Below are 14,311 nucleotides of genomic sequence, written 5' to 3' on the forward strand. Positions count from 1 at the left end.
TGGTCGGCGATTAACCGTCCTTCTCGATTTCACAGAGTAGCGGATGCTGGCTTTCCCTGGCGTATTGGTTGACCTGCATAGCCTTTGTTTCGGCGATGTCACGGGTAAACAATCCGCACACTGCCCGCCCTTCTGTATGGACGGTCAGCATGATCTTGGTCGCCAGCTCGCGGTTCAGACTGAAGAACGTCTCGAGCACTTCGACGACGAAATCCATTGGCGTGTAGTCATCGTTGAACAAAACCACCTTGTACATCGGTGGCGCCTGCAGGATCGGCTTGGCTTCCTGGACTGCAAGACCCGAGCCGTCGTCCTCATTCGATTGCGGGCGATCCTGATTGAATGTTAGTCGAATCTCACTAGGTGCATGCATGGAAAGAATTTCATCATGAGCGTCAGGTTAAGGTTGTGGGTTGACGGCACAGGCCGCAGCCGGCGCAGGCGCCGGGCGACCTTGACTATCGGCAAAACGGTGTTACAACCAATAAGAACCCACCGTGGTCGATAAAGATCCGCGCAGTCAACCAGATTTTTCGCAAGGTTCGTATGCGGATGAAGTGGATGATACTCCAGTGATGGAGTCCTTTGCAGAGGGACATAGGGATGGCAAGCGGTAAAGTCAAGTGGTTCAACAATGCCAAGGGCTATGGATTCATCAATGAGGAAGGTAAATCCGATGACCTGTTCGCCCATTATTCGGCCATCCGGATGGACGGATACAAGACCCTCAAGGCAGGCCAGTCCGTAGTATTCGACATCGTACAGGGCCCCAAAGGTTTGCACGCCGTCGAAATCAAGGACGCTGCGGTGGCCGCAGCAGAGGCCGACAGAACCCTGGGCGAGCCGCAGGGCGAAACTGCCAAGGCCTGACTACCTGCGCTGTGCCGGTATTACGAAACAACCGGCCGCTTCTTTACGGGAAGCGGCCGGTTTTGCACTGCCTTACATGTGCTTGATCATTTCATCGCCAAAACCTGAACTGCTCACCAGCGTGGCGCCGTCCATCAGGCGCTCGAAGTCGTAGGTGACGGTCTTGGCCCCGATCGCACCGTTGGTGCCCTTGATGATCAGGTCGGCGGCCTCGGCCCAGCCCATGTGCCGCAACATCATCTCTGCCGAGAGGATCACCGAGCCCGGGTTTACCTTGTCCTGCCCGGCATACTTGGGTGCGGTGCCGTGGGTGGCCTCGAACATGGCCACGGTGTCGGACAGGTTGGCGCCCGGCGCAATGCCGATACCGCCCACCTCCGCCGCCAGGGCGTCGGACAAGTAGTCGCCGTTGAGGTTGAGGGTGGCGATCACGTCGTACTCGGCCGGGCGCAGCAAGATCTGCTGCAGCATGGCGTCGGCGATGGCGTCCTTGACGATGACTTCACGGCCACTTTTCGGGTTTTTGAACTTCATCCACGGGCCGCCATCGAGCAGTTCGGCACCAAACTCGTCCCGGGCCACTTCGTAACCCCAGTCCTTGAAGGCACCCTCGGTGAACTTCATGATGTTGCCTTTGTGCACCAGGGTCAGCGACTCGCGGTCGTTGTCCACCACGTATTGCAGGGCCTTGCGTACCAGGCGCTTGGTGCCCTCGCGCGATACCGGCTTGACGCCGATGCCGCAGTCCTGGTCGAAGCGGATCTTGGTGACGCCCATTTCCTCCTTCAGGAACTTGATCACCTTGTTCGCCTCAGGCGAACCGGCCTTCCACTCGATACCGGCATAAATGTCCTCGGAGTTCTCGCGGAAGATCACCATGTCGACGTCACCGGGCTTCTTCACCGGGCTCGGCACGCCCTGGAACCACAGCACCGGGCGCAGGCACACGTACAGGTCCAGTTGCTGGCGCAGCGCCACGTTGAGCGAACGAATGCCACCCCCTACCGGGGTGGTCAGCGGGCCCTTGATCGACACCACGTAATCACGCACGGCGTCGAGGGTTTCCTGCGGCAACCAGGTGTCCTGGTCGTACACCTGGGTGGCTTTTTCGCCGGCGTACACCTCCATCCAGGCGATCTTGCGCTTGCCGCCGTAGGCCTTCTGCACGGCGGCATCCACCACTTTGATCATGACCGGCGAGACATCGACGCCAATCCCGTCGCCTTCGATATAAGGAATGATGGGGTTGTCAGGAACGTTGAGCGAATGGTCTGCATTGACGGTGATCTTGGTGCCGTCGGTCGGAACCTTGATTTTCTGGTATCCCATGCTTGCACTACTCCGCTGTCGGGTGTGATTGGACATCGTGCGATCCACTGAGCCTAAACCACATCTGCCGACCTGCAAGGCATGCGACAAACCGCCACATTGCCGCTACGTCTTTGGTCTTATAAATGGGCCGATATCACTTGGCCTTGCTGATTAGCCCGAATGGTTTGGTATACTCCGCCGCGACCGTAGGGTCATCGGGGCGAATCCCAGGAAAATGCGGACCGCCCTTGGCCATGAATGGCCGAAAAGCCTGGGTTGTTACCGCAGCTCAGCATTGACGCTCGACTGATGCATCCACCATCACCGCTCGCAGCCTCTCGACTTTCCGCTCATGGCGCCGCCAGGGCGATGCGCCTACCCTGCGCACCACGAGACTCGAGCACGCTCAGCACACAGAGAGTTAACCCGCATGCCCACCCGTTCCAAGATCATCTATACCTTCACCGACGAAGCCCCCGCCCTCGCCACCTACTCGCTGCTGCCGATCGTCGAAGCCTTCACCGCTTCGGCTGACATCGCCGTCGAAACTCGCGACATCTCCCTGGCCGGCCGTATCCTTGCCGCCTTCCCGGAGCAACTGGGCGCAGAGAAGCAAGTAGGCGATCACCTGGCGGAACTGGGCCAGCTGGCCACCACCCCTGAAGCCAACATCATCAAGCTGCCGAACATCAGCGCCTCGGTACCGCAGCTCAAGGCCGCGATCAAGGAACTGCAAGGCAAGGGCTTCAACATCCCTGATTACGCCGACGAGCCGGCCACCGCGGACGAGAAAGAGTCCCGTGCCCGCTACGACCGCATCAAGGGCTCCGCCGTGAACCCGGTGCTGCGCGAAGGCAACTCTGACCGCCGCGCGCCGCTGTCGGTGAAGAACTACGCCCGCAAGCACCCGCACAAGATGGGCGCCTGGGCCGCCGACTCCAAGTCGCACGTTGCCCACATGACCCAGGGCGACTTCTACGGCAGCGAAAAAGCCGCACTGATCGAAGCTGACGACAGCCTGCGCATCGAGCTGGTCGGCAAAGACGGCACCACCACCGTCCTGAAAGAAAAAACCGCCGTCAAGGCCGCCGAAATCATTGACTGCGCCACCATGAGCCGCAAGGCCCTGAAAGCCTTCATCGCCGAGCAGATCGCCGATGCCAAGGCCGCCGGCGTGCTGCTGTCGGTGCACCTGAAAGCCACCATGATGAAGGTTTCCGACCCGATCATGTTCGGCGTCATCGTCGAAGAGTTCTACAACGACGTGCTGGCCAAGCACGCCGCAGCCCTGGCCGAAGTAGGCTTCAACGCCAACAACGGTATCGGCGACCTGTACGCCCGTATCAAGGACCTGCCAGCCGACAAGCAGGCCGAGATCGAAGCTGACATCCAGGCCCTGTACGCCCAGCGTCCGGCCCTGGCCATGGTCAACTCGGACAAAGGCATCACCAACCTGCACGTGCCGAGCGACGTCATCGTCGACGCCTCGATGCCGGCCATGATCCGTGACTCGGGCAAGATGTGGAACACCGCCGGTGAACTGCAAGACGCCAAGGCCGTGATCCCGGACCGTTGCTACGCCGGTATCTACCAGGCCACCATCGAAGACTGCAAGCAGCACGGCGCCTTCGACCCGACCACCATGGGCAGCGTGCCGAACGTTGGCCTGATGGCGCAGAAAGCCGAAGAGTACGGCTCCCACGACAAGACCTTCCAGATCAAGGCCGACGGCGTCGTGCGCGTGGTCGATGGCAAGGGCAACGTCGTGCTGGAGCAGAACGTCGAAGCCGGTGACATCTTCCGCATGTGCCAGACCAAAGACGCGCCGATCCAGGACTGGGTCAAGCTGGCCGTCAACCGTGCCCGCCTGAGCAACACCCCTGCGGTGTTCTGGCTGGACCCGGCCCGCGCCCACGACGGCGTGATGATCGAGAAGGTGCAGCAATACCTGAAGGATCACGACACCACTGGCCTGGACATCCGTGTTCTGCCCCCGGTCGACGCCATCAAGTTCTCCCTGGCCCGCATCCGCGAAGGCAAGGACACCATCTCGGTGACCGGCAACGTGCTGCGCGACTACCTGACCGACCTGTTCCCGATCATGGAGCTGGGCACCAGCGCCAAGATGCTGTCGATCGTGCCGCTGATGAACGGCGGTGGCCTGTTCGAGACCGGCGCCGGCGGTTCGGCGCCCAAGCACGTGCAGCAGCTGGTTGAAGAGAACTTCCTGCGTTGGGACTCGCTGGGTGAATTCCTGGCCCTGGCCGCTTCCCTGGAGCACCTGGGCAACACCTACGACAACCCGCGCGCCAAAGTGCTGGCCAACACCCTGGACCAGGCCACTGGCAAGTTCCTCGACACCAACAAGTCGCCTTCGCGCAAAGTTGGCGGTATCGACAACCGCGGCAGCCACTTCTACCTGACCCTGTACTGGGCCCAGGCCCTGGCTGCCCAGGCTGACGACGCTGCCCTGCAGGCGCGCTTCGCCCCACTGGCAAAAACCCTGACCGAGAACGAGGAGACCATCGTCGCCGAGCTCAACGCCGTTCAGGGCAAGCCGGCCGACATCGGTGGCTACTACGCCCCGGATGCCGAGCTGACCGCCAAGGTGATGCGCCCAAGCCAGACCCTGAACAGCGCCATTGCTGCCCTGTAAGGTTCGCTTGAAGTAACAGCACAAACCCCGGCCACGCACCGGGGTTTTTGCTTTCTGGACATTGGGGCTGCTTTGCAGCCCATCGCCGGCAAGCCAGCTCCCACAGATACTGCACAAGGCTCAAGATCTGCACAGTACCTGTGGGAGCTGGCTTGCCGGCGATGGACCGCAAAGCGGTCCCGACCATCTGAAAGGACACCGCAAATGACCTGGCAACCCCACATCACCGTCGCCACGATCGTCGAGCACGAAGGCAAGTTCCTCTTCGTCGAAGAGTTCAAAGCCAACCAGCACGTCTTCAACCAACCCGCCGGCCACCTCGAGCCATTTGAGACCCTGCCCCAGGCCGCCCTGCGCGAAACCCTGGAAGAAACCGCCTGGGAAGTCGAGCTCACCGGCGTGGTCGGCATCTACCTGTACACCGCCCCCAGCAACGGCGTGACCTACCAGCGCATCTGCTTTGCCGCCCGCCCGGTACGCCACCACGCTGACCTGGCGCTGGACAGCGACATCGTCCGCGCCGTGTGGCTGACCCGCGACGAGCTGCTGGCCGACCCCACCCGCTGGCGCAGCGAGCTGGTGCCACGTTGCCTCGACGACTACCTCAAAGGCCCCTTGCACAGCCTTACCCTGCTACGCGACTGACGCGTCGCCACGGGTTTGATAGAATCGACGTTTTTCCCTTGATACACACCGGTACCCATGACCAGCCCAGCACTCAAAGACCCCGCCAAGACCCGCGTCATCGTCGGCATGTCCGGCGGCGTGGACTCTTCCGTCTCCGCCCTTCTGCTCATCGAGCAGGGCTACCAGGTGGAAGGGCTGTTCATGAAGAACTGGGAAGAAGACGACGGCACCGAATACTGCACCGCCCGTGAAGACCTGGCCGACGCCCAGGCCGTGTGCGACCGCATCGGCATCAAGCTGCACACCGCCAACTTCGCTGCCGAATACTGGGACAACGTGTTCGAGCACTTCCTTGAAGAATACAAAGCCGGCCGCACGCCCAACCCGGACATCCTCTGCAACCGCGAAATCAAGTTCAAGGCGTTCCTCGACTACGCCCTGTCGCTGGGTGCCGACCTGATCGCCACCGGCCACTACGTGCGCCGCCGCGACACGGGTGCGCTCACCGAACTGCTCAAGGGCCTGGACCCGAACAAGGACCAGAGCTACTTCCTGCACGCCGTCGGCGGCAAGGAAATCGCCCGTACCCTGTTCCCGGTCGGCGAGCTGGAAAAACCGGCAGTGCGCGCCATTGCCGAAAAGCACGGCCTGGCCACCGCCAAGAAAAAGGACTCCACCGGCATCTGCTTCATTGGCGAACGCCGCTTCAGCGACTTCCTCAAACAGTACCTGCCTGCCCAACCGGGCAACATCGAAACCACCGAAGGTGAAGTGATCGGCCGCCACCATGGCCTGATGTACCACACTATCGGCCAGCGCCAGGGCCTGGGCATCGGTGGCCTGAAGGATGCCGGTGACGAGCCGTGGTACGTGCTGCACAAGGACCTGACCCGCAATGTGCTGGTGGTCGGCCAGGGTAACGAACACCCTTGGCTGTTCTCCCGCGCCCTGCTCGCCTCGGAAATCTTCTGGGTCAACCCCATCGACCTCAGCAGCCCGCGTCAGCTCACCGCCAAGGTACGCTACCGCCAGAGCGACCAGCAGTGCACCCTGGAGCTGACTGCCAGCGGCTACCGCGCGGTGTTCGACGAGCCGCAGCGCGCCGTTACCCCAGGCCAGTCGGTGGTGTTCTACGACGGTGAAGTGTGCCTGGGCGGCGGCGTGATCGAAGCCGCCGAGCCGTGGAGCCCGCGCGCATGAGCAACCTGCAGGAGCAGCTGATTGCGTTGGGCGGTGTGTTTCAGGCCGCTGTGTTGGTGGACCGTATCGCCCGCACCGGCCAGGCCAGTGAGGCCAACATCGGTTGCATGCTGGGCAGCCTGCTGGTACGTGACCCCAAGGACACCCTGGAGGTGTTCGGCGGTGACGACCTGAACCTGCGCGACGGCTACCGCGCGCTGATCGGCGCCCTGGAGCGCGACCCCAATAGCCTGCAGCGCGAGCCACTGCGCTACGCCCTGTCAATGCTGGGGCTGGAGCGTCAGCTGAACAAGCGTGGCGACCTGCTCGACACCATCGGCAACCGCCTGCCGCAAATCCAGTCCCAGGCCGACCATTTTGGCCTGGCTCATGAAAACGTCATTGCTTCCAGTGGCGCCTTGTACCAGGACACCCTGAGTACCCTGCGCCAGCGTATTCAGGTGCATGGCGACATGCGCTTCCTGCAGCAGCCCAGCAACGCCTCGAAAATCCGCGCCCTGCTGCTGGCCGGCATCCGCGCCGCACGCCTGTGGCGCCAGCTGGGCGGGCACCGCTGGCAGCTGGTGTTCAGCCGGCGCAAGCTGCTGAACGAACTGTACGACATGATGCGCAGCCCATCCTGACAGGGGCTGACAGTTCCGGCCTCATCGCCGGCAAGCCAGCTCCCACAAGATTTGCACTGTGCTCAAGGCCAGCGCAGTACCTGTGGGAGCTGGCTTGCCGGCGATAGGGCCAGAACAGGTAATGCACAATGCCGCACCAGATAGATGGGCCGACCTTTGGTCAGCCACCCGACCTCGGCGCGTTTTTCATGTATGATATGCGCCCTCCAAAAGCCTGACTGTCCGAGAACACCCCATGCAGCTTTCTTCGCTCACTGCGGTTTCCCCTGTAGACGGCCGTTATGCCGGCAAAACCCAGGCCTTGCGCCCCATTTTCAGCGAATTCGGCCTGATCCGTTTCCGCGCCCTGGTCGAAGTGCGTTGGCTGCAGCGCCTGGCCGCCCACCCGCAGATCGGCGAAGTGCCGGCGTTCTCCGCCGAAGCCAACGCCCTGCTGGACAACCTGGCCACCGATTTCAAACTTGAGCACGCCGAGCGCGTCAAGGAAATCGAGCGCACCACCAACCACGACGTCAAGGCGATCGAATACCTCCTCAAGGAGCAGGCTGCCACACTGCCTGAGCTGGCCAAGGTCAGCGAGTTCATCCACTTCGCCTGCACCAGCGAGGACATCAACAACCTGTCCCACGCCCTGATGCTGCGCGCCGGCCGTGACGACGTGCTGCTGCCGCTGATGCGCCAGATCGCCGACGCCATCCGCGCCCTGGCCCACGCCCACGCCGACGTGCCGATGCTGTCGCGCACCCACGGCCAGCCGGCTTCGCCGACTACCCTGGGTAAAGAGCTGGCCAACGTTGTGTACCGCCTGGAGCGCCAGATCGCCCAGGTCGCTGCCGTACCGCTGCTGGGCAAGATCAACGGCGCCGTGGGCAACTACAACGCCCACCTGTCGGCCTACTCGCAGATCGACTGGGAAGAGAACGCCCGCGCCTTCATCGAAGACGAGCTGGGCCTGCAGTTCAACCCGTACACCACCCAGATCGAGCCGCACGACTACATCGCCGAGCTGTTCGACGCCATCGCCCGCTTCAACACCATCCTGATCGACTTCGACCGTGATGTGTGGGGCTACATTTCGCTGGGCTACTTCAAGCAGAAGACCGTTGCCGGCGAAATCGGCTCGTCGACCATGCCGCACAAGGTCAACCCGATCGACTTCGAAAACTCCGAAGGCAACCTGGGTATCGCCAATGCGCTGTTCCAGCACCTGGCCAGCAAGCTGCCGATCTCGCGCTGGCAGCGCGACCTGACCGACTCCACCGTGCTGCGCAACCTGGGCGTGGGCTTCGCCCACAGCGTCATTGCCTACGAAGCCAGCCTGAAAGGCATCGGCAAGCTGGAAGTCAACGAAGCCCGCATCGCCGCCGACCTGGACGCCTGCTGGGAAGTGCTGGCCGAGCCGATCCAGACCGTGATGCGCCGCTTCAACATCGAAAACCCCTACGAGAAGCTCAAAGAGCTGACCCGTGGCAAGGGCATCACCCCGGACGCGCTGCTCACCTTCATCGACGGCCTCGACATGCCAGCCGAAGCCAAGGCCGAGCTCAAGCAGCTGACCCCCGCTACCTACATCGGTAACGCGGCAGCCCAGGCCAAACGCATCTAAGCTGACCGTCGCGTACAACGCCCGGCCTGGCCGGGCGTTTTTATTCCCGTACGAAAATTACGTTTTTTCAATAGGTTGAACATGAATCCTGATACTCCACTGCAGCTGCTCGGCGGCATCTCGGCCCGCGAATTCATGCGCGACTACTGGCAGAAGAAGCCCCTGCTGGTGCGCCAGGCCTTCCCGGACTTCATCAGCCCGATCGACCCCGACGAACTGGCTGGCCTTGCCCTGGAAGAGGAAGTCGAATCACGTATCGTGCTGGAGCACGGCGCCCACCCGTGGGAGCTGCGCCGCGGGCCGTTCAACGAAGACACCTTCGCCGAGCTGCCGGAAGAGGACTGGACCCTGCTGGTACAAGCCGTGGACCAGTTCGTCCCGGAAGTGGCCGAGCTGCTGGAAAACTTCCGCTTCCTGCCCAGCTGGCGTATCGATGATGTGATGATCAGCTTCGCCGCCCCCGGTGGCAGCGTTGGGCCGCACTTCGACAATTACGACGTGTTCCTGCTGCAGGGCCACGGCCAGCGTAACTGGAAGATCGGCCAGATGTGCAGCAGCGACAGCCCGCTGCTGGAGCACGCCGACCTGCGCATCCTTGCCGAATTCGAGCAGAGCGCCGAATGGACCCTGGAGCCAGGTGACATGCTCTACCTGCCGCCACGTATGGCCCACTACGGTGTAGCCGTGGACGACTGCCTCACCTACTCGGTGGGCTTCCGCGCGCCAAGCGCCGCCGAAGTGCTGACCCACTTCACCGACTTCCTGGGCCAGTTCCTGCCCGACGAAGAGCGCTACAGTGACGCCGACGCCCAGCCGGTCAGCGACCCGCACCAGATCCAGCACGACGCCCTCGACCGCCTCAAGGCCCTGCTCGAGAAGCACATGGGCGACAAGGACCTGCTGCTGACCTGGTTCGGCCAGTTCATGACCGAGCCACGTTACCCTGAGCAGATCGTTGGCGAAGAGCTGAGCGAGCAAGAGCTGGTCGACGCCCTTGAGCAAGGCGCCATCCTGATCCGCAACCCGAGCGCGCGCATGGCCTGGTCGGAGTTCGAAGACGACCTGCTGCTGTTCGCCAGCGGCCGCAGCTGCCCACTGCCAGGCAAACTGCGCGAACTGCTGAAGCTGGTGTGCGCGGCCGATGCCTTGCACATCGACAACCTGGCCGAGTGGCTGCAGGATGAAGATGGCCTTATGCTTGTACAGCAGCTGGTCAAACAAGGAAGCCTGGGATTCGCCAATGAATAAAATCAGCGTTCGCCTCGCCGACTGGCACAAAGACAACGCCGACATCCGCCGTATCCGTGAAGCGGTATTCGTCGCCGAGCAACATATTCCACCAGAGCTGGAGTTCGATTCGGAAGATCAGGACGCCCTGCACTTCCTGGCCCTGGAAGGCGACTATCCGATCGGTACCGCGCGCCTGCTGGCCGACGGCACCATCGGCCGCATCTCGGTGCTCAAGGACTGGCGCGGGCTGAAGGTTGGCGATGCGCTGGTCAATGCGGTGATCGTCGAAGCACAGAACCGCGACCTGAAGCAGCAGACGCTTAGCGCCCAGGTGCACGCCACGCCGTTCTACGAGCGACTGGGCTTTCGCGTAGTCAGCGAGGAATTCCTCGAAGCCGGCATCCCGCACGTGGACATGGTGCGCGACTCGCGCGTCTGATCCATCACCTCCCCACAGGCGCCCCACACATTCTGAAAAATGTGCGGCCCCTGTGGGAGCGGGTTTACCCGCGAAAGGGCCGGTACCGGCTCAACACACTTCCCCTGACAAAAACCTGTACATCCATCCAGATAAAACTTGCCTCCGCGCCCCCGCTTGCGCATCCTAGTGCCCATCACCCCCGATGAAGCGTTCCCGGCCATGCGCCTGTTCCTCTGCGAAAAACCCTCACAGGCAAAAGACATCGCCAAAGTGCTCGGCGCCACCCGCAAGGGCGACGGCTGCTGGCAAGGCACCGACGTCTGCGTAACCTGGTGCATCGGCCATCTGTTGGAAACCGCCCCGCCCGACAGCTACGACGAACGCTACAAGCGCTGGAACCTGGCCGACCTGCCGATCATCCCCGACAAGTGGAAGATGCTGGTAAAGCCCAAGACCGCCAGCCAGTTCAAGGCGGTGAAGCGCCTGCTGGGCGAAGCGCGGGAGCTGGTGATTGCCACCGATGCCGACCGCGAAGGCGAAATGATTGCCCGCGAGCTGGTCGAGCATTGCCGCTACCGCGGCCCGGTGCAGCGCCTTTGGCTGTCGGCGCTCGACGACACCTCCATCCGCAAGGCCCTGGCACGTCTGCTTCCAGGCCATGAAACCTTCAACCTGTACCACTCGGCACTGGGCCGCTCCCGCGCCGACTGGCTCATCGGCATGAACATGAGCCGGCTGTTCACCCTGCTTGGCCGCCAATCCGGCTACCAGGGCGTGCTGCCGGTGGGCCGGGTGCAAACCCCCACCTTGCGCCTGGTGGTCGACCGCGACCGCAGCATCGCCGACTTCGTGCCAGTGCCGTTCTGGGCCATCGACGTACAGCTTGAACACGCAGGCCAAGGTTTCAACGCCCAGTGGCGTGCGCCCGAAGATGCCTGCGACGACCAGGGTCGCTGCCTGAATCAGGGGTTGGCGCAACAGGCTGCCACCGCCATCGGTAATGCCGGCACGGCCCGCGCCGTAAAGGTAACCACCGAGCGCGTGCGTGAGGCCGCGCCCCTGCCCTTCGACCTCGGCACCCTGCAGGAGCTGTGCTCGAAAAAGTTCGGCCTCGGCGCCCAGGAAACCCTCGACATCGCTCAGGCCCTGTACGAGACCCACAAGCTGATCACCTACCCGCGCAGCGATTGCGGCTACCTGCCGCTGAGCCAGCACGCCGAAGCACCGGGCATCCTCGCCGCCCTGCAACGGGCCGATGCCAGCCTCGCACCGCTGCAGCCCCACCTGGAGCCGCAGCGCCGCTCGCGGGCGTGGAACGACGCCAAGGTCAGCGCCCACCACGGCATCATCCCTACTGCCGCCGCCAGCGACCCGTCGCGCCTGCCGGCCAAGCACAAGGCGGTGTACACCCTGATCCGTGCCCGTTACCTGGCGCAGTTCCTGCCCAATCATGAATACGACCGCACCCAGGCCGACTTCGACTGTGCCGGCCATGCCCTGCGCGCGGTGGGCAAGCAGATCGTCGAGCCGGGCTGGCGACGCGCCCTGCCCGAAGCGCTGACCCCGGCCAAAGGCCGCGAAGCACCACCGGCCCAGGTGCTGCCAGCGCTGCGCGAAGGCCAGGACTGCAACGTGCAAGGCCTGCAACTTAAAGACCTGTGGACCCAGCCGCCCAAGCCGTTCACTGAAGGCGACCTGATCAAGGCCATGAAAAACGTGGCCAAGCTGGTGGACGACCCGCGCCTGAAGCAGAAGCTGAAAGAAACCACCGGCATCGGCACCGAAGCCACCCGCGCCAGCATCATCCAGGGCCTGCTCGACCGCGGCTATCTGGTAAAGAACGGCAAGGCGCTCGCGGCCACGCCTGCGGCCTTCAGCCTGATCGATGCGGTACCCCGGGCCATCGCCGACCCTGGCACCACGGCGATCTGGGAGCAGGCGCTGGACATGGTGCAAAGCGGCGAAATGAGCCTGGAAGAGTTCGTCGCCCGGCAGTCGGCGTGGATGGGCAAGCTGGTCGAGCGTTGCAGCGGCATGCGCATGACCATCAGCGGGCCGGCAGCCGGGGCAGCGCCGCCCTGGAAGAAGAAGCGTCGCGGTGGAGGGGGGAAAAGCAAAGCGGCCGGAAGCAAGTCGGCAGCAGGCAAGCCGCGGCAGCCCCGGAAAAAAGCGGCAACCTGAAGCTTCTGCACTGGCATTACAGGCCCTATCGCCGGCAAGCCAGCTCCCACAAGTCTTGTATAAGGACTGAAGCCAGTGCAGGACTTGAGAGCCCAAGTCTTGCACAGCTGCTGAAGCCGTTGGGGTACTTGTGGGAGCTGGCTTGCCGGCGATAGGGCCAGCCCAGGCAGCTCATGAACATCAGGGAAACCCTACAAAGCCGCCCGACACATTGGCGCCATGAAATTAACCTGCTAAGTTTTCATGAAAATAATCACAATAATTTTCACGAGGCTTCTGCATGTTCAAACAATCCGCCCAGCACGTTGCCAGCTACTACGCCCAGACCTACCCCTCCAACATCCCGTTACGCCCTACCCTGCAAGGCTCACACGACACTGATGTGCTTATCATCGGCGCCGGTTTCAGCGGCCTGCACACGGCCCTGCGCCTGACCCTGGCAGGCAAACGCGTAACTCTGCTGGAGGCCAGCCGTGTGGCCTGGGCTGCCTCCGGGCGCAATGGCGGCCAGGCACTGCTGGGCTGGTCCTGCGACATGCCACCATTGGAAAAGGCTCTGGGCCTGGAACGTGCCCAGCGCCTGTGGGCAAGCATGTGCTGGGCCGCCGACGAAATGCGCGCGCTGCCCGAGCGCCATGGTTTCGATATCGACTACCGGCTGGGCAGCCTCTGGACCGCCGTACTGCCGCGGCGGATGAAAATGCTTGAAGAAGCCCTGCACGATGCCGAACACAAATGGGGCTACGACGCCCTGCGCCTGATCGGCCGCGATGAGCTGCCACAATGGATCGACAGCCCGCGTTACCAGGCTGCGCTGTACGACGCCAAAGGCGCACACCTCAACCCGCTGAAGCTGGCCCAAGGCCTGGCCAGCACCATAGAAGCGGGTGGTGGGCACATCTACGAACAGAGCCGGGTACTCAGCTACCAACAAGCCGGCAACGGCTACATCGCCCGTACGGACAACGGCGAAGTGCGCTGCCAGGTGTTGGTGCTGGCCTGCAACGCCTACATCGACCGCCTCGACCGCGGCCTGTCGCGGCGCCTGTTGCCGGTCGGTTCCTACCAGGTAGCCACCGCGCCCCTGGATGCCGACTTCGCCCAGTCTCTGCTGCCGCGTAACAGTTGCGTGATCGACAATCAGTTCGTGCCGGACTACTTCCGCCTCACCCCGGATCACCGACTGCTGTTCGGCGGCGGTTGCACTTACCTGGGCGGTATTCCCAAGGACGTCGCCAGCGCCACCCGTCCGTGTCTGGAGCGGGTGTTCCCGCAACTGGCCGGTGTGGCCATCGACTATGCCTGGGGCGGCCATATCGATTGCAGCCTGCGGCGTACCCCGGACGTCGGCCGCGATGGCCAGCGCTATTGGCTGCAGGGTTTCTCCGGGCATGGGGTACTGCCGACCCTGGCAGCAGCGCGAGCCGTCAGCGATGCCATTCTTGGCGATGACGACCTGTTGGCGCTGTACCAAGGCATCGACAATGGACGCTTCCCCGGCGGGGATCTGCTCGCAGCACCGCTGGAAGCCGCCGCCAAGGCCTGGTACAGACTGCGCGACACTGTCTGAAGACGACCGGCGCTTG

The 14,311-nt window shown here is 63.0% G+C and carries 12 protein-coding genes; 10 read left to right on the forward strand and 2 right to left on the reverse strand.

The window, feature by feature from the left end; genetic code table 11:
- Nucleotides 1-10: 10 nt before the first annotated feature.
- Nucleotides 11-373: an ATP-dependent Clp protease adapter ClpS gene (gene clpS / locus JOY50_RS06560; RefSeq protein WP_003251220.1), complete on the reverse strand. Its 363-nt coding sequence runs from the start codon at nucleotides 371-373 to the stop codon at nucleotides 11-13.
- Nucleotides 374-603: 230 nt separating this feature from the next.
- On the opposite strand from clpS, the gene cspD reads away from it, so the two are divergent.
- On the forward strand, nucleotides 604-870 hold the full coding sequence (cspD, locus tag JOY50_RS06565; protein ID WP_310737957.1) for a cold shock domain-containing protein CspD: 267 nt from the start codon (nucleotides 604-606) through the stop codon (nucleotides 868-870).
- A gap of 72 nt (nucleotides 871-942) precedes the next feature.
- Here cspD and icd read toward each other — a convergent pair whose 3' ends face one another.
- The gene (gene icd, locus JOY50_RS06570) at nucleotides 943-2,199 is read right to left on the reverse strand and encodes an NADP-dependent isocitrate dehydrogenase (RefSeq protein ID WP_028613331.1); all 1,257 of its coding nucleotides are present in this window, start codon (nucleotides 2,197-2,199) and stop codon (nucleotides 943-945) included.
- Between the two features lie 412 nt (nucleotides 2,200-2,611).
- Between icd and JOY50_RS06575 the strand changes: the two genes are divergently transcribed.
- The 9 genes from JOY50_RS06575 to JOY50_RS06615 all read left to right on the forward strand — a co-directional run bounded on the left by JOY50_RS06575 (nucleotide 2,612) and on the right by JOY50_RS06615 (nucleotide 14,295).
- A complete protein-coding gene (locus JOY50_RS06575) occupies nucleotides 2,612-4,837 on the forward strand; it encodes an NADP-dependent isocitrate dehydrogenase (protein ID WP_243054963.1) in 2,226 nt (741 codons plus the stop codon).
- Nucleotides 4,838-5,041: 204 nt separating this feature from the next.
- Nucleotides 5,042-5,482, forward strand: a complete 441-nt coding sequence (locus JOY50_RS06580; protein ID WP_028613333.1) for an NUDIX hydrolase — start codon at nucleotides 5,042-5,044, stop codon at nucleotides 5,480-5,482.
- Nucleotides 5,483-5,539: 57 nt separating this feature from the next.
- On the forward strand, nucleotides 5,540-6,664 hold the full coding sequence (mnmA, locus tag JOY50_RS06585) for a tRNA 2-thiouridine(34) synthase MnmA (RefSeq protein ID WP_028613334.1): 1,125 nt from the start codon (nucleotides 5,540-5,542) through the stop codon (nucleotides 6,662-6,664).
- Nucleotides 6,661-7,287 carry a high frequency lysogenization protein HflD gene (hflD, locus tag JOY50_RS06590; protein ID WP_132841799.1) on the forward strand — a complete coding sequence of 209 codons (627 nt, stop codon included), beginning with the start codon at nucleotides 6,661-6,663 and terminating at the stop codon, nucleotides 7,285-7,287. Before mnmA ends, hflD begins: the two co-directional genes overlap by 4 nt.
- Nucleotides 7,288-7,522: 235 nt before the next feature.
- A complete protein-coding gene (gene purB, locus JOY50_RS06595; RefSeq protein ID WP_132841801.1) occupies nucleotides 7,523-8,893 on the forward strand; it encodes an adenylosuccinate lyase in 1,371 nt (456 codons plus the stop codon).
- Nucleotides 8,894-8,974: 81 nt separating this feature from the next.
- Nucleotides 8,975-10,141 (forward strand): cupin domain-containing protein, encoded by a 1,167-nt coding sequence (locus tag JOY50_RS06600; protein ID WP_132841804.1) that lies wholly within the window; start codon nucleotides 8,975-8,977, stop codon nucleotides 10,139-10,141.
- Entirely contained in the window at nucleotides 10,134-10,562 is a 429-nt protein-coding gene (locus tag JOY50_RS06605) for a GNAT family N-acetyltransferase (protein ID WP_028613338.1), read from the forward strand. The genes JOY50_RS06600 and JOY50_RS06605 overlap by 8 nt, the downstream gene beginning before the upstream one ends.
- Nucleotides 10,563-10,763: 201 nt before the next feature.
- Complete coding sequence (locus JOY50_RS06610) at nucleotides 10,764-12,725, forward strand: DNA topoisomerase III (RefSeq protein ID WP_243054995.1); 1,962 nt, start codon at nucleotides 10,764-10,766, stop codon at nucleotides 12,723-12,725.
- A gap of 280 nt (nucleotides 12,726-13,005) precedes the next feature.
- Nucleotides 13,006-14,295, forward strand: coding sequence for an FAD-binding oxidoreductase (locus JOY50_RS06615; RefSeq protein WP_132841806.1), 1,290 nt, complete (start codon nucleotides 13,006-13,008; stop codon nucleotides 14,293-14,295).
- Nucleotides 14,296-14,311: the final 16 nt, after the last annotated feature.

The organism is Pseudomonas sp. BP01, from assembly GCF_022760795.1.
Lineage (GTDB): Bacteria > Pseudomonadota > Gammaproteobacteria > Pseudomonadales > Pseudomonadaceae > Aquipseudomonas > Aquipseudomonas putida_Q.

Excerpts from the sequence above, each read along its gene's own strand:
- clpS (WP_003251220.1), bottom strand. The coding sequence starts at position 373 with ATGCATGCACCTAGTGAGATTCGACTAACATTCAATCAGGATCGCCCG.
- cspD (WP_310737957.1), top strand. The coding sequence starts at position 604 with ATGGCAAGCGGTAAAGTCAAGTGGTTCAACAATGCCAAGGGCTATGGA.
- icd (WP_028613331.1), bottom strand. The coding sequence starts at position 2,199 with ATGGGATACCAGAAAATCAAGGTTCCGACCGACGGCACCAAGATCACC.
- JOY50_RS06575 (WP_243054963.1), top strand. The coding sequence starts at position 2,612 with ATGCCCACCCGTTCCAAGATCATCTATACCTTCACCGACGAAGCCCCC.
- JOY50_RS06580 (WP_028613333.1), top strand. The coding sequence starts at position 5,042 with ATGACCTGGCAACCCCACATCACCGTCGCCACGATCGTCGAGCACGAA.
- mnmA (WP_028613334.1), top strand. The coding sequence starts at position 5,540 with ATGACCAGCCCAGCACTCAAAGACCCCGCCAAGACCCGCGTCATCGTC.
- hflD (WP_132841799.1), top strand. The coding sequence starts at position 6,661 with ATGAGCAACCTGCAGGAGCAGCTGATTGCGTTGGGCGGTGTGTTTCAG.
- purB (WP_132841801.1), top strand. The coding sequence starts at position 7,523 with ATGCAGCTTTCTTCGCTCACTGCGGTTTCCCCTGTAGACGGCCGTTAT.
- JOY50_RS06600 (WP_132841804.1), top strand. The coding sequence starts at position 8,975 with ATGAATCCTGATACTCCACTGCAGCTGCTCGGCGGCATCTCGGCCCGC.
- JOY50_RS06605 (WP_028613338.1), top strand. The coding sequence starts at position 10,134 with ATGAATAAAATCAGCGTTCGCCTCGCCGACTGGCACAAAGACAACGCC.
- JOY50_RS06610 (WP_243054995.1), top strand. The coding sequence starts at position 10,764 with ATGCGCCTGTTCCTCTGCGAAAAACCCTCACAGGCAAAAGACATCGCC.
- JOY50_RS06615 (WP_132841806.1), top strand. The coding sequence starts at position 13,006 with ATGTTCAAACAATCCGCCCAGCACGTTGCCAGCTACTACGCCCAGACC.